This is a genomic window from Chloroflexus sp., from assembly GCF_034432675.1.
Taxonomy (GTDB): Bacteria; Chloroflexota; Chloroflexia; order Chloroflexales; family Chloroflexaceae; genus Chloroflexus.
The window spans coordinates 1-25,684 of the sequence record NZ_DAOUBI010000115.1 but is presented as its reverse complement, the minus strand read 5'-3'; the positions used below and the strand labels follow the sequence as shown (position 1 = coordinate 25,684).

Annotated in this window: 21 protein-coding genes and 2 pseudogenes; 8 read left to right on the top strand and 15 right to left on the bottom strand. The window is 57.8% G+C overall.

Annotation, left to right across the window (positions count from 1 at the left end; genetic code table 11):
- The 3 genes and pseudogenes from VAE55_RS08625 to VAE55_RS19125 all read left to right on the top strand — a co-directional run.
- On the top strand, positions 1-216 hold a 216-nt coding region (locus VAE55_RS08625), incomplete at its 5' end, for a hypothetical protein (RefSeq protein ID WP_322815382.1).
- 223 nt (positions 217-439) lie between these two features.
- A pseudogene (locus VAE55_RS08620) lies at positions 440-4,009 on the top strand (helicase-related protein).
- Positions 4,006-5,285, top strand: a pseudogene (locus VAE55_RS19125) (DUF1156 domain-containing protein); the annotation flags it as partial. The pseudogenes VAE55_RS08620 and VAE55_RS19125, both read left to right, overlap by 4 nt.
- Positions 5,286-5,747: 462 nt before the next feature.
- Here the strand turns inward: VAE55_RS19125 and VAE55_RS08600 are convergent.
- From VAE55_RS08600 to VAE55_RS08545, 12 genes are all read right to left on the bottom strand, one after another.
- On the bottom strand, positions 5,748-6,662 hold the full coding sequence (locus tag VAE55_RS08600; RefSeq protein WP_322815377.1) for a diacylglycerol kinase family protein: 915 nt from the start codon (positions 6,660-6,662) through the stop codon (positions 5,748-5,750).
- Between the two features lie 52 nt (positions 6,663-6,714).
- Complete coding sequence (gene trpB / locus VAE55_RS08595; RefSeq protein WP_322815376.1) at positions 6,715-7,905, bottom strand: tryptophan synthase subunit beta; 1,191 nt, start codon at positions 7,903-7,905, stop codon at positions 6,715-6,717.
- 106 nt (positions 7,906-8,011) lie between these two features.
- Complete coding sequence (locus VAE55_RS08590; RefSeq protein WP_322815375.1) at positions 8,012-8,359, bottom strand: hypothetical protein; 348 nt, start codon at positions 8,357-8,359, stop codon at positions 8,012-8,014.
- A gap of 56 nt (positions 8,360-8,415) precedes the next feature.
- On the bottom strand, positions 8,416-9,909 hold the full coding sequence (locus tag VAE55_RS08585) for a UDP-2,3-diacylglucosamine diphosphatase (RefSeq protein WP_322815374.1): 1,494 nt from the start codon (positions 9,907-9,909) through the stop codon (positions 8,416-8,418).
- Between the two features lie 120 nt (positions 9,910-10,029).
- A complete protein-coding gene (locus tag VAE55_RS08580) occupies positions 10,030-10,683 on the bottom strand; it encodes a phosphoribosylanthranilate isomerase (protein WP_322815373.1) in 654 nt (217 codons plus the stop codon).
- Positions 10,676-12,637, bottom strand: coding sequence for an NYN domain-containing protein (locus VAE55_RS08575; RefSeq protein WP_322815372.1), 1,962 nt, complete (start codon positions 12,635-12,637; stop codon positions 10,676-10,678). Before VAE55_RS08575 ends, VAE55_RS08580 begins: the two co-directional genes overlap by 8 nt.
- Before the next feature lie 302 nt (positions 12,638-12,939).
- The gene (locus tag VAE55_RS08570) at positions 12,940-13,905 is read right to left on the bottom strand and encodes a glycosyltransferase family 2 protein (RefSeq protein WP_322815371.1); all 966 of its coding nucleotides are present in this window, start codon (positions 13,903-13,905) and stop codon (positions 12,940-12,942) included.
- Positions 13,906-13,981: 76 nt separating this feature from the next.
- Positions 13,982-14,725, bottom strand: coding sequence for an ABC transporter permease (locus tag VAE55_RS08565; RefSeq protein WP_322815370.1), 744 nt, complete (start codon positions 14,723-14,725; stop codon positions 13,982-13,984).
- Positions 14,722-15,456 carry an ABC transporter permease gene (locus VAE55_RS08560; protein ID WP_322815369.1) on the bottom strand — a complete coding sequence of 245 codons (735 nt, stop codon included), beginning with the start codon at positions 15,454-15,456 and terminating at the stop codon, positions 14,722-14,724. Before VAE55_RS08560 ends, VAE55_RS08565 begins: the two co-directional genes overlap by 4 nt.
- Positions 15,457-15,757: 301 nt before the next feature.
- Complete coding sequence (locus tag VAE55_RS08555; protein ID WP_322815368.1) at positions 15,758-16,609, bottom strand: ABC transporter ATP-binding protein; 852 nt, start codon at positions 16,607-16,609, stop codon at positions 15,758-15,760.
- Positions 16,610-16,647: 38 nt separating this feature from the next.
- Complete coding sequence (locus VAE55_RS08550; RefSeq protein ID WP_322815367.1) at positions 16,648-17,298, bottom strand: TetR/AcrR family transcriptional regulator; 651 nt, start codon at positions 17,296-17,298, stop codon at positions 16,648-16,650.
- Positions 17,299-17,308: 10 nt separating this feature from the next.
- Positions 17,309-17,515 carry a hypothetical protein gene (locus VAE55_RS08545; protein WP_322815366.1) on the bottom strand — a complete coding sequence of 69 codons (207 nt, stop codon included), beginning with the start codon at positions 17,513-17,515 and terminating at the stop codon, positions 17,309-17,311.
- Between the two features lie 406 nt (positions 17,516-17,921).
- Here VAE55_RS08545 and VAE55_RS08540 point away from each other — a divergent pair, with 406 nt between their 5' ends.
- Complete coding sequence (locus VAE55_RS08540) at positions 17,922-18,716, top strand: inositol monophosphatase family protein (RefSeq protein ID WP_322815383.1); 795 nt, start codon at positions 17,922-17,924, stop codon at positions 18,714-18,716.
- Between the two features lie 10 nt (positions 18,717-18,726).
- Positions 18,727-19,791 (top strand): radical SAM protein, encoded by a 1,065-nt coding sequence (locus VAE55_RS08535; RefSeq protein WP_322815365.1) that lies wholly within the window; start codon positions 18,727-18,729, stop codon positions 19,789-19,791.
- Here the strand turns inward: VAE55_RS08535 and rimI are convergent.
- Both rimI and VAE55_RS08525 read right to left on the bottom strand, forming a co-directional pair.
- Positions 19,746-20,387 (bottom strand): ribosomal protein S18-alanine N-acetyltransferase, encoded by a 642-nt coding sequence (gene rimI / locus VAE55_RS08530; RefSeq protein ID WP_416181181.1) that lies wholly within the window; start codon positions 20,385-20,387, stop codon positions 19,746-19,748. The genes VAE55_RS08535 and rimI overlap by 46 nt on opposite strands.
- Positions 20,388-20,506: 119 nt before the next feature.
- Positions 20,507-21,334 (bottom strand): hypothetical protein, encoded by an 828-nt coding sequence (locus tag VAE55_RS08525; RefSeq protein ID WP_322815363.1) that lies wholly within the window; start codon positions 21,332-21,334, stop codon positions 20,507-20,509.
- 202 nt (positions 21,335-21,536) lie between these two features.
- On the opposite strand from VAE55_RS08525, the gene VAE55_RS08520 reads away from it, so the two are divergent.
- On the top strand, positions 21,537-21,791 hold the full coding sequence (locus VAE55_RS08520) for a hypothetical protein (RefSeq protein WP_322815362.1): 255 nt from the start codon (positions 21,537-21,539) through the stop codon (positions 21,789-21,791).
- Positions 21,792-21,888: 97 nt separating this feature from the next.
- On the opposite strand, the gene VAE55_RS08515 is transcribed toward VAE55_RS08520, so the two are convergent.
- Entirely contained in the window at positions 21,889-22,674 is a 786-nt protein-coding gene (locus VAE55_RS08515; RefSeq protein WP_322815361.1) for a DUF4058 family protein, read from the bottom strand.
- 426 nt (positions 22,675-23,100) lie between these two features.
- On the opposite strand from VAE55_RS08515, the gene rny reads away from it, so the two are divergent.
- Positions 23,101-24,633 carry a ribonuclease Y gene (gene rny, locus VAE55_RS08510; RefSeq protein WP_322815360.1) on the top strand — a complete coding sequence of 511 codons (1,533 nt, stop codon included), beginning with the start codon at positions 23,101-23,103 and terminating at the stop codon, positions 24,631-24,633.
- A 197-nt stretch (positions 24,634-24,830) separates the two neighbouring features.
- Positions 24,831-25,160 carry a stage V sporulation protein S gene (locus VAE55_RS08505; RefSeq protein ID WP_015909285.1) on the top strand — a complete coding sequence of 110 codons (330 nt, stop codon included), beginning with the start codon at positions 24,831-24,833 and terminating at the stop codon, positions 25,158-25,160.
- Positions 25,161-25,684 lie beyond the last annotated feature (524 nt).

Below are 25,684 nucleotides of genomic sequence, written 5' to 3'. Positions count from 1 at the left end.
ACGCCAACCGGCCTGGCGGACGAGCACACGCGGCAGCGTGGCTGCCGCACGCCAAAGACGACAATCACTGCGCTGACCGGCCTGGCGGACGAGCACACGCGGCAGCATGGCTGCCGCACGCCAAAGACGACAATTACCTACGCTGACCGGCCTGGCGGACGAGCACACGCGGCAGCATGGCTGCCGCACGCCAAAGACGGCAATCATTCATACTGACGCTGGCGTCCAAAGAATCCGTTCGTTGTGCGTATAAACACAGCACGCCGTACCCCTACGCCTATCGTTTCTCTGGTATCCTTAGTGGGTATGCCGCTTCAGGTGGCAGGCGCCGCGTGGTTTGTAATGTACCGCTATCATGATTATGATTATAATTCATAATTATGATTATAATTCATAAAAATCGGGAGTGTTTTCTACGTGATAGAGACGGGGATAGACTTTGCTGTCGCTCGATGATCTGAAATCAGGGGTGACAATTCGCGGTATTCTTCCCGATACGCCGGTGACGATGGTGAGTGTGCAGTGGTACGGTGCAGATGCGTTGACACTGGTGTATCGTGACCCTAGCGGGAAGGTGGCCGATCAGTTGCTGCTTCGCAGTGATGAGTCGCGCCTGGAGCTGGTTGAGCAGGGGCGGCCCTGGAGTTTTGATGGTGATGGGGCGTTGTTTCGGTTGGTCGCTGAGGCGCATCGGATTCGGTTGGCCTATCTGTTCGATCCGCTGCTGGCTGTGCATACGTCGCTGGTGGAACCGTTGCCGCATCAGATTACCGCTGTCTATGAGGCGATGTTGCCGCGCCAGCCGTTGCGCTTTTTGTTGGCCGATGATCCCGGCGCCGGGAAGACGATTATGGCCGGGTTGTTGATGAAGGAGTTGATCGCCCGCGGTGATTTGCAACGCTGTCTGGTTATCTGTCCCGGTAATCTGGTTGAGCAGTGGCAGGATGAACTCGACCGCCGGTTCCATTTGCCGTTCGAGATTCTGACCAACGATGGTCTTGAAGCGGCCCGCACCGGGAACTGGTTTTTGGAACATCCGCTGGTGATCGCCCGTCTCGATAAGTTGGCCCGCGATGAACAGGCGCAGGCGAAGCTCGCTGCCCCTGATAATCGTTACGATCTGGTGGTGATCGATGAGGCGCATAAGCTGTCGGCCAGCTTCTTCGGCGGTGAGATTAAACGCACCAAACGTTACGAACTCGGTCAGCTTGTTTCTGGTCTGACCCGGCATTTTCTGTTGATGACGGCCACACCGCACAACGGGAAGGAAGCGGATTTTCAGCTCTTTCTTGCGCTGCTTGATGCTGATCGGTTTGAAGGTCGTTTCCACGATGGTGTCCATCAGGTTGATGTTTCCGATTTGATGCGGTGGATGACGAAAGAGCATCTGCTGAAGTTTGATGGGGCGCCGCTCTTTCCGGAGCGAATTGCCTACACCGTGCAGTACCGTCTCTCTGCTGAGGAGGCGCGGCTGTACCACGACGTGACGACCTATGTGCGCGAGGAATTTAACCGCGCCGATGCATTGCAAAATGACCGCCGATCAGGGACGGTGGGGTTTGCCCTGACGATTCTGCAGCGGCGGCTGGCTTCGTCGCCGGAAGCGATTTATCAGTCGCTGCGGCGCCGGCGTGAGCGGTTGGAGCGGCGTCTGCGCGAGCTGGAGCTGGAACAACGCGAGGTGCAGGTCTTCAGTTCGATCCCCGATCTCAGTCGGGAAGATATTGACGACCTTGAAGAGGCACCTGAGAGTGAGCTGGCGCAGATCGAAGAGGATGTGCTCGATCAGGCGACGGCAGCACGCACGATTGCCGAATTGCAGCGCGAGATTGCAACGCTGCAAGCGTTGGAGATGCAGGCTGATGCGGTGCGTCGTCAGGGGGTTGATACGAAGTGGCGCGAGTTGTCGGCGCTGCTCGGTGAGATTTTTACGCCCGCTACGCTCGCGCCGCAGATCGCCGAGGCGTCTACGCCGTATGATGCCGACAGTGCCCCGAAGCCGAAACCGTCGCCGACGCAGAAGCTGGTTGTCTTTACCGAGCATCGGGATACGCTGACGTATCTGAGTCGCAGGATCGAGTCGCTGTTCGGTCGTCCAGAGGCTGTCGTGACGATGCACGGTGGGATGGGGCGCGAGGAGCGTCGGAAGGCGCAGGAGCAGTTTTTGCACGACCCCGCTGTGCGGGTGCTGGTGGCGACCGATGCCGCCGGTGAGGGGATTAATCTGCAACGTGCTCATTTGATGGTCAATTACGATCTGCCCTGGAACCCGAACCGGCTGGAACAACGTTTTGGCCGGATTCATCGCATCGGGCAGACCGAGGTCTGTTTCCTGTGGAACCTGGTGGCCGATGAGACTCGTGAAGGTGATGTCTACCGTCGCTTGCTCGACAAGCTGGAAGAGGCGCGGCGGGCGCTCGGTGGCAAGGTCTTCGATGTGCTCGGCAAGCTCCAGTTCGACGGTCGCCCGCTGCGCGATTTGATGATCGAGGCGATCCGCTACGGTGATCAGCCGGAGGTGCGCACCCGGCTGTCGCAGGTGGTTGAAAACGCCGTGGATAAGGAGCGGTTGCAGGCGTTGCTGGAGGAGCGGGCGCTGGCCCACGATGTGATGGATGTCAGCCGGGTGGCCCGTATCCGGGTAGAAATGGAACGAGCCGCCGCACGACGGCTGCAACCGCATTACATTGAGTCGTTCTTTCTCGCAGCGTTTCGCCGGCTGGGAGGTACGGTGCGCGAACGCGAACCCCGGCGCTATGAGGTTACGCACGTGCCGGCAGTGGTACGCAATCGCAATCGCCAGATCGGGAGCGGTAATTCGGTGCTCCCGCGCTACGAGCGCATCTGCTTCGAGAAAGACCTCATTGCCCCGCCGGGTCGCCCACTGGCTGCCTTCGTGTGTCCCGGTCATCCGCTGCTCGATGCTGTGATTGATCTGACGCTCGAACAGCACCGTGATCTGCTCAAGCGTGGTGCGATCCTGGTTGATGAGCGGGATGCCGGGCGCGAACCACGTGTGCTCTGCATCGTCGAACATGCCATTCAGGACGCCAGCCTGCTCCCGTCGGGTGAGCGGCGGACGGTGTCGCGCCGTATGCTGGCGGTCGAAATTGATGCCCATGGTCGTACCCGGCATCTCCAGTACGCGCTGTACCTCGACTACCGCCCACTCGCTGCCAATGAACCCGATGCTGCAACCATCCTGGCACACCCTGATGTGGCCTGGGTGACGCACGATCTGGAGCAGCGGATGATGTAGGATGTGATTGCACAGATAGTGCCTGACCACATCCGCGAGGTGAGCGAGCGGCGGCTGAACTGGATTAAGAAGACGCGGACTGCCGTGCAGGATCGGCTGACCAGAGAGATTACCTACTGGGATCATCGCGCCGAGGAATGGAAACTGGATGAGCAGGCCGGGAAACGGAATGCCCGGCTCAACTGGCAAGAGGCACGCAAGCGGGCCGACGAGCTGGATGAACACCTCAAGCGCCGGATGCAAGAGCTTGATCGCGAGTCACAGCTCTCGCCCCTACCGCCCGTACTGGTTGGTGGGGCGCTGATTATCCCGCGTGGTCTGCTGGACGCGCTAACCGGTCGGTCATCCACCATCCCATCCCAACCGGCAGACATGCAGGCGATTGCGGCGCGGGCGCGTGCCATTGTGATGGAGATCGAGCGTAGCCTGGGGTACGAGCCATCGGATCGGGAATGGGACCGGCTCGGTTACGATATTGAAAGCCGCGACCCGCGCACCGGTCGGCTGCGCTTCATTGAAGTCAAAGGGCGCCGTGCCGACGCCGATACGATCACGGTGACCCGGAACGAGATTCTGACCGCACTCAACAAACCCGACGACTATACCCTGGCGCTGGTGAGCTTCGAGCCGGACGACCAGTACCAGGTGCGCTACATCCGCCACCCCTTCCGGCGTGAACCGGATTTTGGCGTGACCAGTGTTCAGTATCAGGTGACCGAATTGCTCAGCCGGGGAGAGGAACCACAATGACCAGCATTCATCGGCGTCGTAAGCTGATCGAGGTGGCACTGCCACTGGAGACGATCAATACCGAAAGTGCCCGTGAGAAGTCGATCCGCCACGGCCACCCCTCGACGCTGCACCTGTGGTGGGCGCGGCGCCCGCTGGCGACAGCGCGGGCCGTGCTGTTTGCGCAACTGGTTGATGACCCATCGGCAGTACCGGAGGAGTTTCCGACGCCGGAAGCGCAGGAAAGAGAGTGCCAACGGCTGTTCCGGCTCATCGAGCGGTTGGTGAAGTGGGAGAGCACCACCGACGAGGCGCTGCTTGCCGCGGCACGGGAGGAAATCTGGAAGAGCTGGCGACGGACATGCCGGGACAACGCGCAGCATCCCCGTGCGGTGGAGCTGTTCAATCCCGACCAGTTACCGGCGTTTCACGATCCGTTCGCGGGTGGTGGCGCCATCCCGCTCGAAGCGCAACGGTTGGGACTGGAGGCGTATGCCAGTGACTTGAATCCGGTCGCGGTGTTGATCAACAAAGCGATGATTGAGATCCCCCCTCGATTTCGCGGTCATCCCCCTGTTAATCCGGTTGACCGGCAACGGGCGTACCTAGAGACCTGGCAGGGTGCGCAGGGGTTGGCCGCCGATGTACGCTACTACGGGCAATGGATGCGCGATGAGGCCGAACGGCGGATCGGGCAGCTTTACCCAAAGGTGACGATCACGGCAGAGCTGGCGGCGGAACGGCCCGACCTGCAACCGCTGGTGGGCAGCAGCTCACGGTGATTGCCTGGCTGTGGGCACGGACGGTGAAAAGTCCCAACCCGGCGCTTGCCCACGTGGATGTGCCACTGGCGTCGACATTTATGCTCTCAACCAAGCCAGGGAAGGAAGCCTACGTCGAGCCGGTCATTACGGGTGATACCTACCGCTTCACGGTGAAGATAGGCAAGTCGCAGGATCCGGAGCGGGTGAAGCGGGGAACGAAGTCTGGTGGGAGTGGCAGTAGCTTTCTCTGCTTGTTATCAGGGATACCGATACCTTTTGAGTACATACGCGCCGAAGCGAAAGCCCGACGTATGAGTACTCGCCTAATGGCGATTGTGGCCGAGGGGCGGCGTGGTCGGGTCTACTTGCCGCCGATTGCGGAGCACGAGGCGATTGCGCACCAGGCGCAGCCGGCGTGGAAGCCGGATTTACCTATGAATAGAGAAACACGAGACCTGGTGAGTGGCCGGGGGTATGGATTTTTCACATGGGCCGACCTCTTCACCCCGCGCCAGCTCGTGGCGTTGACGACCCGTGCCGGTCGCGACGTTGCCCGGATCGCCGAAGAAGTGATTGCGCATCTCGTCAATCAACCCGGTGCGGAGGTCACCGTGACGCTGGAGATCGAAGCCAGGCTCCCAAACGGCGCCTCGGAACAGATCGTGCGGATTGTCACCGAGAATGGCAAAACGCTGAAGTTTACAAATTGCGCGTTTGAGGAGTGATACCAGGCCGGCTCTCACTCCCATCGGGGGAGTGGTGAGATGGGAGTGCTCCAGATGGCTCCTGGACACCTTATGCTCGCCCCCCTCCCGGCCTCCCCCCAGCGGGGGGAGGAGTTGGGGGTGTATACCCCGCTGGGGGGAGGAGTTGGGGGTGTATACCCCGCTGGGGGGAGGAGTTGGGGGTGTATACTCCTCCCCCCAGCGGGGGCGGGCTGGGGTGGGGGTGATCCCTCACCTCCCCACTCCCCCACACCATTGCGCAAAGTGGGATTACACCAGCAACTTCACCGCCCGTGGTACCACCTCTACCTCGACCTGTTGGGCTGCAGTGGCGACGACTTCGCCATCGGTGGCGACCGGGATGGGAGTGGGGCAGGTGACCTCGATCCGGCGCACCCGCGCTAGAGTGACTTCTGGCTCGTTCGCGTGAACACCGCGCATCAGCAGCGGAATTTTGCGGAGTGCCCTTGGAATCGGCATCGTATCAACAATGCATAGATCAAGCAGACCATCGTCGAGTCTGGCGTCAGGTGTGATCCAGAAACCACCCCCCTGACAACGACCGTTGCCGACACTGGCGAAGAAGAGTTGCCGGCTGATCTGCTGACCGTCGAAGCGCACGGTCATTGGGCCGGGGCGGTAGGTTGCCAGTGCCCGTAAGACGGAGATCAGGTAGACGGCAAAGCCGCGCAGGTAGGGGATTTTGAGGCTTTCAACTGCGACGGCGGCGTCAAGACCCATGCCCAGGCCATTGATAAAGTAGCGGGTCAGGGTGAGTCGTCCGGCAGTAACCCGGATCCGTCCGACGTCAATGGTCTGGGTCTGGTTGGCAGCCAGGCGTTGAACAGCGGCACTGATATCTTTCGGTTTGACTCCGGGCAGTGATTTAACAAAGTCACTGCCCGTGCCGAGAGGGATGATGCCGAAGGTAACTGCTGTACGCTTGCCCCCTTCGACGATGCCGTTGACAACCTCGTTGACAGTGCCATCGCCACCTACTGCGACGATCTGTGTGTGGCCGCGATTGATCGCCTGAATTGCCAGTTCGGTAGCACCGCCGCGGGCATGGGTGGTGAAGATCTCGAATTCCAGATTGTGTTTGCGTAGTTCCGCCTCGATGATGTGTCGCCGCCGACCGGCCAGGCCACGCCCGGCTGCCGGGTTCAGAATGACAGTCATGGTCATACGCGCTACTCCGCGCTCTTCAGGTAGATGAACTCTGTCAAGATAACCGTTTTTAGATCGCTACCCCCAATAATCCAGCAACGGTAAAGATATCTTTGTCACCACGGCCTGACAGATTGACCAGAATGATCTGGTCGGGGCGCATCGTTGGGGCTAGGCGAATGGCTTCGGCAACCGCGTGGGCGCTTTCCAGGGCCGGGATGATCCCTTCCAGGCGGGCCAGCAACTGGAACGCGGCCAGCGCCTCTTCGTCACTAGCCGCGGTATAGGTAGCGCGTCCGCTGTCGTGCAACCAGGCGTGTTCAGGACCGATGCTGGCGTAGTCAAGCCCGGCGCTGACCGAGTGCGTGAGCGCGATCTGGCCAGCCTCGTCTTGCAAGACGTAGGAATAGGTACCTTGCAACACGCCGGGTGTGGCGGCGCGGAAGCGGGATGCATGTTCGCCAAGGCGGTCACCTTTGCCGCCGGCCTCTACCCCGCGGAGTGCCACACCGTGATCATCCAGGAAGGGGTGGAAGATGCCAATCGCATTCGATCCACCGCCAACACAGGCGACCACAACATCGGGCAGGCGTCCGACTTCAGCCAGAATCTGCTCGCGCGCTTCCAGACCGATCACCCGCTGAAAGTCGCGCACCATTGTTGGGTAGGGGTGCGGGCCGAGGGCCGAACCCAACAGGTAGTAACTGTCAGGATTGGTGACCCAGTCGCGCATCGCCTCGTTGATCGCGTCTTTGAGGGTTCGTGAGCCGCTGCTGACGCCGCGCACTTCGGCACCGAGCAGGCGCATGCGGAAGACATTGGGCTGCTGGCGCACCATATCATCAACACCCATGTAGACCACACACTCTAGCCCCAGCAGCGCACAGACGGTGGCAGTGGCAACCCCATGCTGACCGGCACCGGTCTCGGCAATTACCCGTCGTTTACCCATCCGTTTGGCCAACAAACCCTGGCCGAGCGCATTGTTGATCTTGTGTGCGCCGGTGTGGGCCAGGTCTTCACGCTTCAGATAAATCTGAGCACCGCCACAGTGCGCGGTCAGGCGGGCAGCAAAGCTTAATGGTGTGGGTCTGCCGGTATAGGTGCGGTGGAGCCGGTTCAACTCCGCCCAGAAGGCGGGATCGGCTATTGCCGCGGTATACGCCTCTTCCAGAGCACTGACCGCCGGCATCAGCGTTTCTGGGACGTATCGCCCACCGTAGGGACCGAAACGGCCCGGTCGTGAAGCAACCTCGTGCATAGTCTGGCTTTCTAGGAGAATATAGCAAAGCGAAATGAGCAGACAGATTTGTATAGGCCAACACGCCTCCCGTGCTACACGGGAGGCGCTTGCAGCATAGGCGACACTACTTCTGAATCAGGCTTTCGTCCTTGTTCTTCTCGCCTTCTTCGAGCAGCATAATCGGAATGCCGTCTTCAATCGGATAGCGGTAGCCGTTGCGGCGGTTGACCAGCCACTCCTTGCCGTTGGCGTCAACCATCAGCTCGACCGGCCCTTTGTCGCCGGGATCGGCCAGCATGCTCAACAGCTCTGGGCTGATGCTGCTGCGTTGGCCGTTATTGCCGGTGTTGGGGTTGGTCGCCGGCGTGAGATCGAAGACGCTATCCTCTTGATACTGGCGTACAGCGCGGAAAATGGCAATTGCCAGCCCGATGACGGCGGCAATGCCGAGTAGTCGTAGAACGTTTTTCATGCCGAATGCCTCCTTTTCATATAAAACCCGTTAGAGATGATAGGTTGCATCTAGCCCTATTGTACACGACTTTGCCGCCGTTGCTGCGGTGGCTCCTCGTCGTGCCAGACCTGTGGTGGTTGCGTCGGGCCGTGCCAGACCAGTAACCGGCCATGAGGCACGCCGGCGCTGTCGTTAATAATCTCCAGAAATGGGTAGCGCTGGCTGGGGCGACGCATGGTTTCCACGTCGAAGACAATATCGGTCCAGGTGCCGGTATTGATATAGCGCCGCCCATCACCCAAGTCGATGTTGCGGGCCAGGTGGGTGTGACCGCACACGAACAGGTGGTCAGCCTGGTACGGTGGCTGGTGCGCAATCTGGGCCATCTCGCGGGCAATTTCATCGTTGAAAGCCGTAACCTCGCGACTCGCCTGCCGCCGGGCTTCGTCGTGCACCTGATCGACAACTTCTGGCAGGTCACCGACGGCTTCGGCGGCAACCCCGAGCTGGCGGGCGATGGCTTGATGGCGTGCAATACGCTGCCGACGAAAAGCGGCAATTGGGTGCCAGAACACGATGAAGGGTGAGCGTTGCAGCCATTCGTCTGCTTCACTGGAGAGATGATGCGGTGGCGCCCACGCGGTGACTTGCAGAAACCCGATGATGCCTCGTGTCACAAAGCGACGGGCATCCGGGTCGCGTAGCCGTTGCAAACTCATCAGGTACCAGAAGAATGCCGATGATGGCTTGATATTGTCGATTAACGGTGCCAGCGGGAAGGGATCGTCTTCGAGATCGTTGATCACCTCCTTGACTAGTTGGGTGCCGCGCACGACTTCAAACGGTTCACTAATCCCGGCAAAATTGACGAAGCGGTTCCACGGATCGAACTGATTGCCGTGTACGATATAGACGCCACCGCCATGATAGCTGATGCCGAAGCGCAGGCGCGGATCATCTGTCGGCAGCCCAAGCGCCTGCCGTAACACCATCTTGGCCGCCGGATAGTGCAGCTCGAAGTCGTGGTTGCCGATCAGGATCGTGAGCTGATTGCTGGTGTTCTGTACAAAACGCCGTAAGGCTGCAACGACGCTGGCGTGGGCAGCGATGATGGCCTCAAGGCGACGGGCCGCCGCCTGTGCGCTCCACTCGTTATCGTCTACGTCGGGCAGGCTGACCTGCAAAAACTCAAAGGTATCACCGGCCAGGATCAGTTCGGTCGGCTCACGATTGACGTACTGATCGATAAAAGAGATCAAGGCTTCGTCATCGCAAAAATCATCGCGCCGGTCACCACCTCCCAGATGCAGATCGCTCACAACGATGCGGCGGCGATGGGTGTCAATGGCTTCAGGGCCAATCGGTGGCGTGGTGTATGGGGTTGGCCTGATCCGGATACGGCGCACTCGTAAAACGATCCACCGCAACAGCATCAGCAGCACAATCGCCCATGCTATCCGTAAAAGCATGCGCAGCAACCAGATGCCAACCGCTCGCAGGATGGTGATGCCAGGCTGTTGGTGTTGTGGTGGTTGGGTGAGGGATTGGTTGGGTCTGCTACGCATCATCGGTTCCTATCTCAAGCGGCTCAGGTGTCGTGTGCCTGGCCGTGCATCAGGCAGAGTGTTAAAGGCGTGTATGCTGCTATCTGACGTTGAGCGATAGCGGCCTGTTGCAGATTCGCGTGCTCAGGCACTGCGTGTAGCAGCGATAAACGCCCTGATCAGGGCCGGATCCTTCTGACCATCACGCTCGACACCGCTACTGACATCGACACCCATTGGCTGAACGGTGGCGATGGCCTGGGCGACGTTCACCGGTGTCAGGCCACCGGCCAGGATGGTCGGCACCTGACGCGCAATGTGTGCAGCCCGCCCCCAATCGGCCTGGATGCCGGTACCGCCGTAGGCACCGGTGACGTGCGCGTCGATCAGTGCAGTCAGCGGGGGTAGACCCTGACCAACTGTTGGTGTAGCTGCAATACGCGCCAGCCACGCCTGCTCAAGTGAGGTATCGGTCATCCGAATCGCTTTGATCACCGGTAGCCCGTGTGGGGTCGGGTAATCTGGCGGCTCGTCACCACTCAACTGAATCGCCTCTAATCCCACTGTGGCGGCAATGTCGGCAACGTGGGCCGCCGGTTCATTCACAAACAAGCCGACCACTAACGGGCGTGGTGGTGGCAGGGTGCGCACGGCGGCAGCAATCTGTTGGGCCACAGCAACAGTGACTTGCCGCCGGCTGGGCGCAAAGACCAGGCCGATCAGATCGGCGCCGGCAGTGGCGACTGCCAGCGCCAGATCGACCGTGCGTAGGCCACAGATTTTGATCAGGCTACTCACTCGTCTTCAGGATGTAGTAAACGCGACGGCTCCGAGTCGTGCGCTCAAACATGCCATGGTGAATGGCTTGCTTGAGCATTGTGCGATTCTCTTCGGTAGTGCGCGGCAACCCGTGTTGTTTACGCGCTGCCTGAAGCGCACTCAAGAGTTGTTGGAACGTGGCCGGCTTGCCCAATTCACGGACAGTCGCTCGCAAGAGTTCCCATTCAGCTTCGCTAAATACGACGCTGAGATCAACCTGACCGATCCCATCCTCGGCTGATGTTGTCCCCGCAGATGGCTCCGCTTCGGCGGTGGATGCCATCGTCGCTTCGCTACCCGACACTGCTGCTGGCGCTGTCATCGCAGGATCGCCTGCCGATTCGGGCAGTGGAGCCGATGACTCCTCAACCGCTGGAGCAACCGTCACCCCCGCCTCGGCAGTTGACTCCGACGCGCCGGTGGTTGCCGCTGGTGTCGTCATTGCAAGATCGCCTGCCGGTTCGGGCAGTGGAGCCGATGACTCCTCAACCGCCGGAGCAACCTTTACCCCCGCCTCGGCGGTTGACTCCGATGTGCCGGTAACCGCCGCTTCGCCAGCCTCTGCGGTTGCCTTCCGCGACCGCCGGCGCCGACTGCGACTCGGCTTTGCCGGTTGTTCACTCTCGGCTGGCCTCTGAGTGATCTCGATCGTGACCGGTGCTGTCTCCACTACCGGTTTGGCTGGAACGGGCAGTGGTTCTGCCACGAGTTCAACTTCGACAGGTATCTCCTCGCTCATCGGAGTGGGTTCATCGATCGAGGGTGGATTGTACTCAGGTTCGTCCAGCTCGACAATAACCTCAGTTGTTTCCTGAATGACGGTATGCTCTTCGCGTTGGCGACCATTGCGCCGTGACCGCCGGCGGCGACGGCGACTGCTGGTAGTTGTGGTGGTCGGTGCCGGTTCTGGCACAACCGTCTTTATCTCTTCCACCACGACCGGGCTGATCTCGGCGATCTGGAGGCTGCCGTTACTCCCGATGGGTGGATCGATCACTACCGGTTCGGGGGGCAACTCTTCCATCAGCGCCGGGGCAAAGCGCGAGAGCTTCAGCGGGTCTTCACTGGGCAGGAAGACCTCGTTGACCGAGCCTTTGGTGAAGATTTGTACCTTCCCGCGCTGTTCGGCGTCCATCACCAGGTCTTTAAACTTGGAGAATGGCCGTCCGTTCAGGTCGCGGTAGCGATTCTCTTTGAAATCGCCACCCATCAGCTCTTTCATCAGCATCTTCAGCGATCCCAGCGTGGTCACATAGCCGCGCTTGCGGGCCAGGTGAATAGCCTGCACCAGCACATCGTAAATGTCCGGTTCGGGCGGGGGTGGCGCAACGACCGGGGCTGGTGGCGGTTCAGCTTCGACCATTTCGAGGGTGCGGTTAAGCTCGGTTGCCCGATTGGCAATTGCCGTGGCGGCGGCACTGGCATTCGGTTGGCGTCCGATCAGTTGCTCGTAGAAGACAAACTCGTCAGCGCTTTGCGCCAGATGGGTACTGGCAGCACCGCCGATTCCGATGATGTACACCTCTTTGCCGTGCTGGCGAATGCTGTGTACCAGCGGAATAAAGTCGCGGTCACCGGTGACCAGAACGAAGCGGGCAACGTTCGGGTTGTTATAGAGCGTCTTCATCGCGTCGATACAAAGGTTCATATCGACACTGTTTTTGATCGCTCGTCCGGTACGACCGGCATCTTTGTCGTAGTAGTACGTGGCAACGTAAATTGGTTCAATAGCGTTGGCGTAAAGAGCACTGGTAATGCGAGGATAACGGTACCAGTCGGCGTAGGCGCGTGAAATCACGACGCGGCCGAGGTCGTTGCAGCGGTCCATAATCGCTTCGAAATTAGGCGTGGCATTGAGCTTGTCGCGCACGCTGACATAAATGTTCTCGAAGTCGATGAAGACCGCGACATCTGGTCGCTTTTGATCGTGCATCGTTGTCTTGTCTGCTCCTGTTGTGCATTGGGAGGGTGGAGCGCGGAGCATTCATCGACGCCAGCTCACGCTATCGTACCGGGTTGTTGTATCACTACCGGCAACGGCCTGCTCGCAACGGCGAACGGCATACAGATATCTGATCCAGGTAGCGTTACGACGAACTGCGGAGCAATGCGTCGGTATGTTCACGCGAACCAACCTCACAGCGTTAGGCTTGAATCGCGAATATAAAAATCTCATCTACACGTGAGCAGGGTATTGTCCCGCCAGACAATCCTGCTCTTGTTGCTACTATAGCATCAGCCTGCGACCTTCGCAACCGGTATTGATGAAAAATTGGAGCTGTCACGCAGAATGGTGCCGTAGGCCAGGAGTTGACCACGCAGGGTATTACGGTCAATCCGCCCGCTCAGGTAGTCGCGCCAGGCTTTGCCGGTGAGGCGAAGCATCCCAACCGTGACTAGGGCAGTGTAGGCGCGTTGTGTAATCGGCGAGGCAAACTTCTGCATGTAGCGCCGACGGGCACGCCAGAGCGCAACCTGCATGCGCCAGCGGAATTGACCGGTAGCGGCGCCACCAACATGCACGACCCGCGCTGCCGGTACCTGCCAGATCGCCCAGCCGGTCTGTTTGATCCGCCGGCACCAGTCGACCTCTTCACAGTACATAAAGTAGCCTTCATCCATCCCGCCGACCTCAGCAATGGTACTGCTGCGGACGAGCATACACGCACCCAACGGGTAGTCAATCGGGAAGGGGGAGTCGCCCAATTCGTGCGGATAGCGACCGTGCCACCAGGAATCGTACAGCCGACCGGGCAATACCTCACCCGGTGGGAAGAGATCGAGTGCCGTGGTGATCAGATCGGGAAAGCGAAAGGCTGCCCGTTGCAGGCTGTGATCGGGGTTGAGCAGGCGTGGCCCGACCAGGCCGACCCGCGGGTGGGCGGCCAGAAAATCGGCCAGCGCCTCGATGGCACCAGGTAAGACCTCGGTGTCTGGATTGAGGATAAGGACGGCATCGTTGTGTTGGTGCAGCAGTGCAATGCCTTCATTGCTGGCCGCCGCGTAGCCGGGGTTTTCTGGCCGTTCGCGCAGGATGACATGCGGGAATTTGCGTCGAACGAGGGCAACGCTCTCGTCGTGCGAGCCGTTATCAACTACGACGATCTGTAGCGGAAGATGGCAATGCTCCAGCGCTGCCAGGCAGCGCCGGAGCAGCGGAGCGGTGTTGTACGAAACAATAACGACGCCGATATGCTGCATACGATTGTTCATCTCAGGGCAGAGGCCGGGTTGCAAACCACGACATCTGCGCTGGTTCAAGCCGATGACTCCCAGCCTATTCTACCATTATCCGGTTGAAGCGTTTCCCGAACAACCAGATGATGATTGCCGGATAGACAACTGCGGCGATCAGGTAGGGCCAGGCAGCGGTGATCTGACCGTCACTCAGCAAGAGATAGCTCTTCATCGGCCAGTAGGTTGGGATGAGCATAAAGATCACTTCCCAGCCTCCATCACCGATAAAGGCAAAAATCGGCATGATCAGCACAACACCGGTGAGCTTCATCAGCGCGAAACCCTGCACCTTGTTCTGGGCCAGCGCTGCCATAAAGAGGGCCAGGGCCGGTGCAATCGGCGCAGCCGCAATGGCCGTGAGGAATGTCGCCGGGATTGAGATGTCGTCAAGCGCTGACAATGGAAAGAGAATGAACATCATGGCGATGGTCAGAACAACGGGTATGGCAATACGATACGCGAGATAGTTCCTGAGCGAGAGTGGCGTGACCTGCAACGCTTTCAGCGTTTGGTCATCCTTTTCGTCGAGCAGCAGAAAACCGATCATAATCCCGAAGATCGCTGGTGTCATCACCACAAAGAAATAGCTCAGGAAGAGCGGATACCACGGTTCGAGGTCGAAGGTGTCCTGTGCGCGCAGACGCACGGCGAGCGGTGGTAATCCAACCCGCAAAATGATCGCCCCCAGGATCGGCAGGAAGATCATCCACGAGAGCATCTTATCGCGCCAGACACTGCGCAGATCGATTGGGCCAAGAGCACGGAGTGTTTGCAACATATTCATAACGACCTCGCTAACGATACGCTTCGCCGCCGACTGCCCTCTTTGGTCACCACAAAGCGGTAAAAAGTGTGCCGCCCGACGACCAATCCGATACTGATCCAGACCAAACCGTAAAGAATACCGTACCACAACTGCCAGGCCGGTAGCGGCTTGTAGGCTGCCTCCACCAGTATCAGGGGTGCCTGAAGCGGGTGCAGATAGATTAGCCAGTGTTGCCAGAGATCAAAATAGGGTAACAGCGGAATCGAAAAACCCATCGTCCATAGCGCAGAAGGCAGGATGAATTCAGAGATCGAATCGTAACGCGCCACGACAAAAAATCCGTATAACGTATACATAGCGACAAAATAACCGATGCCGATCAGCATCCACAACCAGTTAAAGGCCGGGCCGCTCGCCAGCAGGATCAGGGCCAGTGACTCGCTGGCTGAAAGGACGAATAGACTGATAATCTTGGCCAGCAGATACTCCCAGTCGCGAAGCGGGGTGACAACCTGGGCTTCCAGCACGCCTTCCCCCTTCTCCAGCAAGACTAGCCCGGCCATAAAGAAAAAGCTGTTTACCACCAACGTTTCTAACAGGATGGCCGGCCACCACAATCGCCAGTCTATGCTATCGAGCTGACGTAACAAAACAACCAGGAGTGCGACGATGAGCACCGTAACGAAGTAAAATCCGTTGCGATACTGGCGAACAATATCCCAATAGGTTGTGTGTAAGAGACGGTTCATAGCATTCTCGCAGTGTAATATCAAATCCGGTGTTATAACGTTTGTGACCCTTGATCCTGCGATCCACCTACCACCCCTGAGCGTGGTAGCGTAGAACCGGTGTTTCCACTCCGTAAACAGTGGCCTCTCGTTCTAGCGTGGATACCGTTCCCAGATCGGGTTGTCGTAGCGCGTGGCGTAGAGTGCGGCAGCCATGCTGCCGCACCAGCCGTGTTTACGATCAGGCGCGTGCCATGCCATTTACCCTGCTGGTCATGGGGATATTGCCTGCCTGTCGTACCGAACCGTCGCTATTGGCGGGTCAATTCAGATTGCGTCCAGTCACCTGAATAAATATCTGCTCAAGACTAGCCTCCTGGGTGTGAATGGTCTGTACTGGCAGACGGAGTACATCGTGGAACTGCCGATTATCGGCCAGGCCATCGAGGGCAAACTCGCAGGCGTCCAGGTGACCGTTGACCAGATATTCCACCCGTACCAGTTTTTTACCGTACTGCAACTTCAGCTCCTGTGGCGAGTCGATGAGCTTGATCCGACCGTCGATGATGAATGCCACCCGATCACACAGCTCTTCGGCGATGTTCATGTCGTGGGTGGTGAGGAAGATGGTGCGTCCGGCTTCTTTCTGGGCCTTGATCAGGTCTTTGATCCGCCGTGCATTGACCGGGTCGAGACCGGCAGTAGGCTCATCAAGAAAGAGCAGTTGGGGCTGATGCAAGAGCGCACGGGCCAGGTTGAGCCTGATCTTCATCCCCTTTGAATATTGTGAAGCCAGCAGGTGGCCGTCCTCGCTCAGACCAACCATGTCGAGTACGGTCTCAGGTGCCAGGGTTGGCCTGGAATACAGGCGCGCAAAGTAGCGCAGATTCTCGATAGCTGTGAGCTTGCCGTAGTGATTGGGCAGCTCGAAGCAGACACCTACCTGCTCGTAGAGGTTGTCGTCCCAGTCACGCAGATCGCGACCGAGGATCGTGACGTGACCACGAAAGCCACGCAACAGGCGGATCAGAATCTTCTGCGTGGTGGATTTACCGGCACCACTGGGGCCGAGAAACCCGAAGATTTCACCGGCCTCAACGGTAAAGGTGATGTCATGCAACGCCGGCGTGCTGGTGCCGGGATAGGTAAAAGAGAGATTCTGGACGTTAATCATAAGATTGTTCCTTGATACCGTTGCGAGCGGTCACAGCGTTATCGTCGCCGCATGCCCCGTTCCAGGATGTCGATCACCTGCTCGATGACACGACGCATAGCCGGTTGGAGCAAGACGGTGCCTCCCTCACGCAACAACGCTGCCGGATTGACCGCAAACCGCTCGATCAGATGATTCCCCAGCTCGGTGAAGACAACGTTCAACACGAACGCGGCTGTCTCGGCGTCGAGGTCAGGATCAAGTGAACCATCGGCAATGCCCTGTTCAACCAGTTGTTTGAAGTAGGCGAAGCTGCCGTGTCGGATCACCTGCATCGTTTCCGCCGGTAGTGGCACATCGTCGTACAGCGCCTTGTATGCAATCTGCGCCAGGCGGGGGTTGTGAAACTGGAACTGAATACCGACATCGAGCAGCCAGCGGAGATACGCAAACATATCTGTGGTTGATGCCGGCGGTGTTTGGCGGAGAAAGGCGGTTTTCTGCTCGATGCCGAGCTGAATCAGATACAGGTAGCAGTCCTTCTTGTCGGCGAAGTACTGATAAAAACTGCCTTTGGCAATGCCGGCCCGCTCGGTGATGCGATTAATCGAAACGCTGTCGTAGTCGTTCTGGGCAAACTCATCGAGGAGAACATCGATCAGACGTGACCGTTTCTCTTCGGGGAGGTTGAAGAAGGTTTCTGTCGGCATTGCTACGCTCCTACAGCCAGAGCAGGTACGTCCCGGCAATTGCCGTCCCAACCCCTAATCCAAAAATGAGCGCAGTAGTTCCCTTCTCGCCAATGAGCTGGACAAAGCCTTGAATTTTGCCGAGCCGCCAGATCGCCGCCGGTTTGGCAAGGCTGATGTAGAGACAGGTCAGTCCGTAGAGAAGGAGCAGAAGACCGATAATGTCTGGGATGCTCATTGGAGTACCTTTCTTTCAAGTGACCACCTGGTCATATGACTAGGTGGTCATATTATAAGACGGCGGTAGGCCGTTGTCAAGATAGTAGTTGCGTCGCAACGCATCGTATGATGAAGCGGTCGGGTCGTGCAGTGGATCGTGTTCAGTACAAGCCCTTTAGGTGGTGGCACGCTCATATCAAATCTGGACTAGAACTTCTTTCATAGCACAGCGCATGAACACTTGCCAAAAGACAGCCCATCCTGCTCCCGGTACATCGGTACGGCAGCGAGCAGCGCCGGCGACCGTATGGTGCCATCACGCACTACTCGCCACTACGCACTTTGTCCGATTTGCGGATTGCGTTCTCCCTGCTACAATGACAATGGTACTGATACGTCATTGATACACAGGATTGATTGCCGTGATGCTTGATTTTGCTATCGATCTCGCCTACCGGGCCGGCACGCTGATCCGGGCCGGCGCCGAGCGTGATGTCAGTTACGAACCGAAACAGTACGCCGATGTGGTGACCGAAGTAGATCGGGCCAGTGAAGCGTTAATTGTCGGCGCGATCCGTGCTCGCTATCCCGATCACGCGATTATCGCCGAGGAGGGGAGTGGGGTGAGTATGTCATCGCCCTACACCTGGCTGATCGATCCACTCGACGGTACGCTCAATTTTCTCCACGGGCTGCCGATCTTTTGTGTCTCGATTGCCCTGCTCGCCTATAACGAACCGTTGCTGGGCGTCGTCTACGATCCAATGCGCAACGAGCTGTTCTACGCCGAGCGTGGTCGGGGTGCGTTTCTCAATGGGCGACGGCTGCGGGTTTCACAGACATCCACGCTAGCCCGTAGTTTGTTGAGTAGTGGATTACCCTACGACCGGTTTGAGCAGCTCGATAATAATCTGGCCGAGTTGACCCATCTAGCGATGCTGGTACAGGATATTCGGCGGCCCGGCTCAGCGGCCCTCGATCTCTGCGCCGTCGCTGCCGGTCGCACCGATGGACACTGGGAGTTAGGGTTGAAGCCATGGGATGTCGGAGCGGGTGGATTGATCGCCCTCGAAGCGGGGGCCACCGTCACCGACTGGCAGGGTGAGCCGTGGCGACCGCTCGGAGGTGATCGACTGGTCGCAACCAATGGTCTGATCCATGCCGAGCTACTGGCAGCCCTGGCTGAGGTTCGACGTCAGCGTTCGCTGAAATTGTCGTAGTTGGGTTCGTATGGCGTACTATCAACGAGAACTGGCGCCCAATGTACCACCGCTAAGCGCACGCCGACCGCTCATCAACGAGTATTTTCTCTCGGCCTATACGATGAGCATTTATACCGGCTGTGAATTGGGCTGTCCCTACTGCGATAGCTGGGTGTACAACGAACGCCCACTCAACGAGACGATTGCGATCCCGGTTGATCTGCCGCAACGTCTAGCAGCGGCCTTGCCGAAGGTTGATCGCGGTGATCTGATTGCGATTAGCGCCTTGAGCGATCCCTACCAACCGGCTGAGCAGACCTACCGGATTACCCGCCAGGTCTTGCAGCTTTTTGCCGAACACGGTCAGCCGTGTCTGATTATGACCAAGAGTCCGCTTGTGCTGGAAGATCGCTCGCTGTTACAAAAGATGAACGAGCGTAGTCTAGCGGTGGTGGTAACGACATTGCTGACCCTGGATCAGCATCTGGCAACCCGCCTGGAAGGGCGGGCACCGTCACCGCAACTCCGCCTGGAGATGCTTGCCGAGCTGAAACGAGCGGGTATTCCGGTTGGCGTAGCCTTGTTGCCGGTGATGCCCTATGTGAACGACAGTAACCTCAATCTACGACGGGTATTGCACGCTTGTGCTGAGGTTGGGGTTGATTTTGTGGTGTGGGACTACCTTCATATCCCAAACGAACGGCATCGTCATCGGATCAACGTGCTGCTTAGTCAGCTGGGATCGTACCCACCGCGCTACTATCGTGACATCTATCGCGATCAGGCCACCGTCAATCCGATCTATCGGCTTGATCGTGATCGCGAGTTATTGCAACGGTGCGATGAGTTAGGGCTGGCTCCGCGTGCACCGCACCGGCTCTATGCCGGCAAGCTCTCGCCACGTAACGAAGCGGCGTTGCTGCTGCGGCACACGGCGTTTCGCGATCGACTGCAAGGGCGTGAACGACTGGCCCACCTGCACCGTGAATTGGCCGATGCCATCTTCCAGGGTCGTGTTCGGGCTGCCGATCTGCGTCAGAGTCCACTCTACCCGACGGTTGGGCCGTTACTTGGACTCTCAACCACCACCTGATCGACCTGCTGACGTAGTCGTTCGTGCAATTGCCGGCGTAGTTCACGGAGACGCTCTTTATAACTCGTCGTTGTGATGGGGTCTGTCCACATCACCAGAGCGTCTTCGTGATTGTCAACATAGTAGTTCGCCCGTTGACCTACCGGACGAAAGCCGTATTTGAGGTAGAGACGCTGGGCGGTCAGGTTGCTGACTCGCACTTCAAGCGAGAGGTACTGAGCGTGTAATTCGTAAGCACCATCGATCAGCGCATTGAGGATCAGCTCACCAACTCCACGCCGGCGATGGGCCGGTGCGACCGCAATCGTTGTAATGTGACCACTGGTTTCGTTCAGCCAGATACCGCCATAGCCAACGATAGGTGCAGTATTGGTAAATGTGGAGGCAACCAGGCCAATGCGTTGCAACAGCCGCAGCAGGAGAGGGTAATCGGTTGCAGAGGGTGTACTATCGGGGAGCTGCGTGTCGGCCCGGGCTACGACATACCGGCACGACTGACGGTTGCGAATCTCACGGCGATAGATCAGGGCTGACCATGGTGCCATCTGACTCTGCCGCTCAATCTCCTGCACGGCAGGAATATCTTCTTCACGCATTGGCTCGATGAAGTAGTACACACGCCTTGCCTCATTACGTGAATGGCGCACTGGCTGACCGCTGACAACACCGGCGCACGTTTCCTTCCGATAGATGGATGGTGCAGTCTACCCAACCGCTATGGTGTAAGCGGGCGAGCCGACTCGACGAAGAAGATACTCTGGTAAGCACCATCGCGCCCAAAACCACCGCCGGTCTGGAACGTACCGGTTACTTCAACCAGACCCCAAACAAAGCTGTTATTGGGGCCAATATTCAAAGCCGCCGATTGATCGGGTGGGAATTGCTCAACCCAAATCGCTCCACCGACCGGTTGCGGACTGGAACCGTCTTCTTCGGTCGAAATACCTTCTGCCAGCACATAAATGACCGAATTCCAGAAGTAGTATGCCTGGGTTGTTACCCGCTGACCCTGATACTGATCGGGATTGCGGAGTAGCTCGAAGAACGACACCTTATCCGGCCCCAGTGGTCGATCGGCAAGACGCTGCTCAACCCGCCGAATGCGCTCAATCGGTTCGGCACTGCTGACGGTCAACAGATAGCGGTAGGCACCACCCGGCCCATAGTTACCGTTCGCCTCGAATCGACCACGCACGCGTACGAAGCCATAAACCGAATCGCCCGGACGATGAAGATGCTCGGTGACTTCAGCCGGAAATCCTTCGAGCCAGATGGATTCGCCGATAGGTTGAGCATCCAGTCCGTTATCCAACGTGCTCACCCCGACTGCCAGTACCGATAGCGACGGATTGCCGGGTCGCCAGACATAGGCTCCATCAACTGTTACTTCTCGGCCAGCGTAGTCGGCTGGAGCGGTAGTCAATTGCTGAACGTACAAGGGATTTGTTAGTGAAACGCCACGGTTGGTACACGTGGCTAATATAAGCATACAGAGTGTTAATACTACTAGGAGCGTCGTGGCTCGCCATGATGAACGAAGCATGTGTATTTCCTCACCTTGTGACAGGTTGAATATGGTGCATCCAGGGCATACCCGTCTCCTAACCATGCCTGATCCCGATTATAGCAGATGGTAGCAGGGTGTTCAACTGACGCTTCTCCTTCTCATATCAAATCTGGTTTATACGGCAGCCACGACAAACTATTCAACGTCTCTCTGACGCTGCTTCTATGCGCTGAACCACTTGCCACAAGCACTGGGAGCGCTCGACTCTGGCTCGCCCCTGGGAGCGTGCGCCTCCGGCTCGCCCCATCCGAACTGCCCCCAGCGGGGGTTGGGATGGGGGCGTCGCACCCTGAATGTGGACGCACCGAACCAACACTTGCGCATTGCGCTGACCATCGAGCAGTCGGCAGGTGGCACGCCTGGCAGCAATGCAGCGCAGGGATGCCTCTTGAATGTGGGCATCGTTGGGAAAGAGGTTGAATCACTCACCTGATGTGGATACCGTTCGCGCTCGCAGGTAAACCTTTGTACCCACCGCACATTGCACCGGACGGGCAGGGTGTAAAACACTCCAACCTGCCGCTTAACCCTTACCGCAACCCCATCGCACGCAGATGCTGATCCAGCCAGGCAGCCTCGTCTGGGGCGAGGGGTGGCGGTGGCGGGTCGGCGCGGTAATCGATCAGCCGTTCGTAATGGGCACGACGGTAGACCTGACGCAAGACCGCGCCGAGGTCAAGGGCGACATCGGGGTCAGGGTAGCTGAGGGGCACCGGCAACACCGGCAGCGGGTCGCTGAGAGCAATCGGCCAGACATCGACCAGTGGCCGGCGATAGGCTCGGCTGAGGAAGACGCAGTAGGCGGTTGGCGGCAGGGGCCGGGCCAGTTGCGGGCGGATGCCGCCGCGCAGAAGGTCGATTTCGAGCAGGTGAACACTGCTGGCGAAGAGTTCCTGCCGTTTCTTTTCATAGGCATCGGCGCCATTGAGGCCGGGGTGTTTGTTGGCGGGTGAGAGTAGCTCAATGGCGGTGATCAGGGCCTGCTGAACAACGGCACGAATTTCAATCCGGGCATACCGGGTGGGCACCGTCATCTGCACCGGCAGCGTGAGCGGCGCGGGGGTGATGGTTGTCGTGGTAGTGCCAGTGTCGGCAGGATCATCACGTAGCATGCCAATATCGGGCACAAACGCTCGTCGGGTGGGAGCAATCTCGATACTTTCCAACGCGATATAGGGCGTGATGAGCGCAATATAGGCTGGCCCAAGCTGTTCTTGAATGGCATCGCACATCGCGCTAATCAGGCGCACATGCACATCCGGCCACAGCGCCGGCTGTTCGAGGTATGGGTCCATGCCGGGAAACGGTAGCTCCATCACTCCCTCCGGGTGTTGCTGTTTGTTGCATGATACCATGCAATATGTGAAGAAACAGGTGGCCTGATGCTCCGTATGACAACCTGGCAGCCCTGTAAAGACTTAGTTCAAGGGCGGACAAATACCAGTGGCGATCACCGTGTTACAAGAGCCTGATGCTGCGTGCAGCAACGCTATCGCTCCATCGCTTTGGAACAGGCTAGAGTTGTCATCACAACAGGTCTGGTAAAAATCATCGGTTTTCTCATTTGAGAAGTATGTTATCTTATTCACTATTGGCAAGAGTCTTGACAGGTGGTACATCGATCAGTATGATGAAAGTTACCTGTATGGATTGAAAATCCACAGTTACAATATCTATCTGCATATCGTCGGTCATACTTCCATCCGGCGTCGTGCACATTAACAACTGCATAGGAGGCTACCGTGACAGAGCTACTCTGGGCCGTCGTCGCCCTGCTGGCAGGGCTGGCTGGCGGTGCAGGCATAGGTGTCTGGTGGGCGAACAATGGCGTCAGCTCACTGGTCCAACGTAAAGCTGCTGAAGCCCGCCTGTTAATTGAAGAGGCGCGTTCGCAGCAAAAAGAAATCCTCTTGCAAGCAAAAGATGAAGCGTTACGGATTCGAAACGAAGCTGAAGCCGAGTTACGTGAATCGCGCCAGAGCTTGCAAAAACAGGAAGAACGTCTGCAACGTAAAGAGGAAAATATCGATCGTAAATTAGAAGGGATCGAGCGTCGTGAGCGTCTAATCCAGCAGCGCGAGCGTCAGATTGAACAGTTGACGCAAGAAGCTGAACGGTTAAAGCGCCAACAGGCGCAAGAGCTAGAGCGAATTTCGCAGTTATCGCGTGAAGAAGCGCGCTCAATTATTCTGGCCGAAGTTGAGCGTGAAACACGTGAAGATGCAGCCCGGCGCATCCGTGAACTCGAACAGCAAACGAAAGAGGAGGCCGATAAAATTGCCCGTAAAATTATCGGTCTGGCTATTCAGCGCTGCGCGAGTGATTACGTTGCAGAAATGACCGTCTCAACGGTGAACCTGCCGAGTGAAGAACTGAAAGGGCGCATCATTGGTCGTGAAGGACGCAATATTCGTGCCTTCGAGCAGATCACCGGTGTTGATATTATTGTTGATGATACCCCTGAAGCGGTGACTCTCTCGTGCCACGATCCGGTACGTCGGGAAGTAGCACGAGTGGCACTGTTAAAGTTATTGAAGGATGGCCGGATTCATCCTTCCCGGATTGAGGAGGTGGTTCACAAGACACAACTCGAGATTGAGCAGATTATGCGCGAAGAGGGTGAACGAGTCGCCTACGAAGCGAATGTGCAGGGGTTGCACCCCGATCTGATTAAGCTGCTCGGTCGTTTGAAATATCGCACCAGTTATGGACAAAATGTGTTACAACATTCGTTAGAATGTGCCTTACTGGCAGCCCACATGGCTGCTGAATTGGGAGCCAATGTCAATATTGCAAAGACCGCCGCGTTGTTGCATGACATCGGTAAAGCGGTTGATTATGAGGTTCAAGGCCCCCACGCTCTGATTGGTGCTGAAATTGCCCGGCGTCTTGGCCGGTCAGCAGCGATTGTTCACGCAATTGCCGCACATCACTACGATGAAGAACCACAAACTGTCGAAGCCTTTCTGGTAATTGCGGCTGATGCAATTTCTGGTGCCCGTCCTGGTGCCCGTCGCGAGACGCTTGATCTGTACATCAAGCGGCTGGAAGCTCTCGAAACTGTTGCTACATCATTCCCTGGCGTCCAGCGTGCGTTTGCTGTGCAGGCCGGTCGTGAGGTGCGGGTGATGGTGCAACCCGAGCAAATTGACGATCTGGCCAGTATTCATCTGGCTCGCAATGTGGCTAAGAAGATCGAAGAGAGCCTGCAATATCCTGGTCAGATCAAAGTGACGATTATCCGCGAAACCCGCGCCGTTGATTATGCACGGTGATGTTTGGCCAGATACTCCCAAATTTGGTGATATTTTGGTCTACACATCACGATAACGTGTGGTACAATTACAGCACGCTTTCAATCGTCGGCTATAGGGTTTTTACACGAGGAGGCTGCGCCGGTATGAGCCTGGCAACTCCGCCCGATGATACGAGCCGTCTAGCTACCCGTACACGTCACCAACAGGAGGAAGCTATGAGCAACGCCCAGCCGCTAGAGCGGGCTGTTGGCGAAGGAAACGCCACCCCCGCTCGTCAGCGCAGTGCCGAGGTCTTGAAGGTCTCGACTCGCTCGCGGCCGAGTGCCGTTGCCGGCGCAATTGCCGGTGTAATGCGCGAGAATGGTTCGGCCGAGGTACAGTCAATTGGCGCTGGCGCAACTAATCAGGCCATTAAGGCCGTTGCTATCGCTCGCGCATATCTGAGCGAGGAGGGTATCGATATCGTCTGTATTCCGTCGTTTATTGATGTTGCTATCGATGACGAGGAACGCACGGCTATTCGTCTCCTCATCGAGCGCCGGTAGTCTCCTGTGTAGTTCTATCGTCGTTGGCGAGGCATCTCCACCTGGAGGTGCCTCGTACTTTTTTTGACCGGTGCGGTGTGCCTGTCGTAGCTCCGGCTATCGATCTGGTTTCAAAGGGAGCGTGTTTTGGTGCTGCACACGTCGTGTAGTCTGGCGTGCGGGGCCATGCTTCTGCACCTGCTATGTGAGCTGCCAGGAGCCTGTTGCACCGGTTATCCTGCTAGTTGCGAGGAGAATGTTTTTCTCTCCATCCTGGTGATGATACATTGCCTCATCCTGTCCTGTTGGCGGAGAGTAGCTCCGCTTGTGCCATTACGCCCTGGATGGTTCCTTGCCCACTCGCTATGCGCGTGTTGCGGCATTTGGCGTACGGCAGCATGGCTACCGCACTCCAAATGCTGCGCCACTCACACGCCAGGCGGATAAGGCACCCAATCCAACGTGTGATAGCACTGGCGATGGTCGTCATCCATCCTCGTTTCCATACCGGCAGACTGAGAGTTTTCAAAGAACATCTACTATGA

Coding starts and splice junctions, on each gene's coding strand:
- VAE55_RS08600 (WP_322815377.1), bottom strand. CDS start 6,662: ATGACCATGACTGTCATTCTGAACCCGGCAGCCGGGCGTGGCCTGGCC.
- trpB (WP_322815376.1), bottom strand. CDS start 7,905: ATGCACGAGGTTGCTTCACGACCGGGCCGTTTCGGTCCCTACGGTGGG.
- VAE55_RS08590 (WP_322815375.1), bottom strand. CDS start 8,359: ATGAAAAACGTTCTACGACTACTCGGCATTGCCGCCGTCATCGGGCTG.
- VAE55_RS08585 (WP_322815374.1), bottom strand. CDS start 9,909: ATGATGCGTAGCAGACCCAACCAATCCCTCACCCAACCACCACAACAC.
- VAE55_RS08575 (WP_322815372.1), bottom strand. CDS start 12,637: ATGCACGATCAAAAGCGACCAGATGTCGCGGTCTTCATCGACTTCGAG.
- VAE55_RS08570 (WP_322815371.1), bottom strand. CDS start 13,905: ATGCAGCATATCGGCGTCGTTATTGTTTCGTACAACACCGCTCCGCTG.
- VAE55_RS08565 (WP_322815370.1), bottom strand. CDS start 14,725: ATGAATATGTTGCAAACACTCCGTGCTCTTGGCCCAATCGATCTGCGC.
- VAE55_RS08560 (WP_322815369.1), bottom strand. CDS start 15,456: ATGAACCGTCTCTTACACACAACCTATTGGGATATTGTTCGCCAGTAT.
- VAE55_RS08555 (WP_322815368.1), bottom strand. CDS start 16,609: ATGATTAACGTCCAGAATCTCTCTTTTACCTATCCCGGCACCAGCACG.
- VAE55_RS08550 (WP_322815367.1), bottom strand. CDS start 17,298: ATGCCGACAGAAACCTTCTTCAACCTCCCCGAAGAGAAACGGTCACGT.
- VAE55_RS08545 (WP_322815366.1), bottom strand. CDS start 17,515: ATGAGCATCCCAGACATTATCGGTCTTCTGCTCCTTCTCTACGGACTG.
- VAE55_RS08540 (WP_322815383.1), top strand. CDS start 17,922: ATGCTTGATTTTGCTATCGATCTCGCCTACCGGGCCGGCACGCTGATC.
- VAE55_RS08535 (WP_322815365.1), top strand. CDS start 18,727: ATGGCGTACTATCAACGAGAACTGGCGCCCAATGTACCACCGCTAAGC.
- rimI (WP_416181181.1), bottom strand. CDS start 20,387: ATGCGTGAAGAAGATATTCCTGCCGTGCAGGAGATTGAGCGGCAGAGT.
- VAE55_RS08525 (WP_322815363.1), bottom strand. CDS start 21,334: ATGCTTCGTTCATCATGGCGAGCCACGACGCTCCTAGTAGTATTAACA.
- VAE55_RS08515 (WP_322815361.1), bottom strand. CDS start 22,674: ATGGAGCTACCGTTTCCCGGCATGGACCCATACCTCGAACAGCCGGCG.
- VAE55_RS08505 (WP_015909285.1), top strand. CDS start 24,831: ATGAGCAACGCCCAGCCGCTAGAGCGGGCTGTTGGCGAAGGAAACGCC.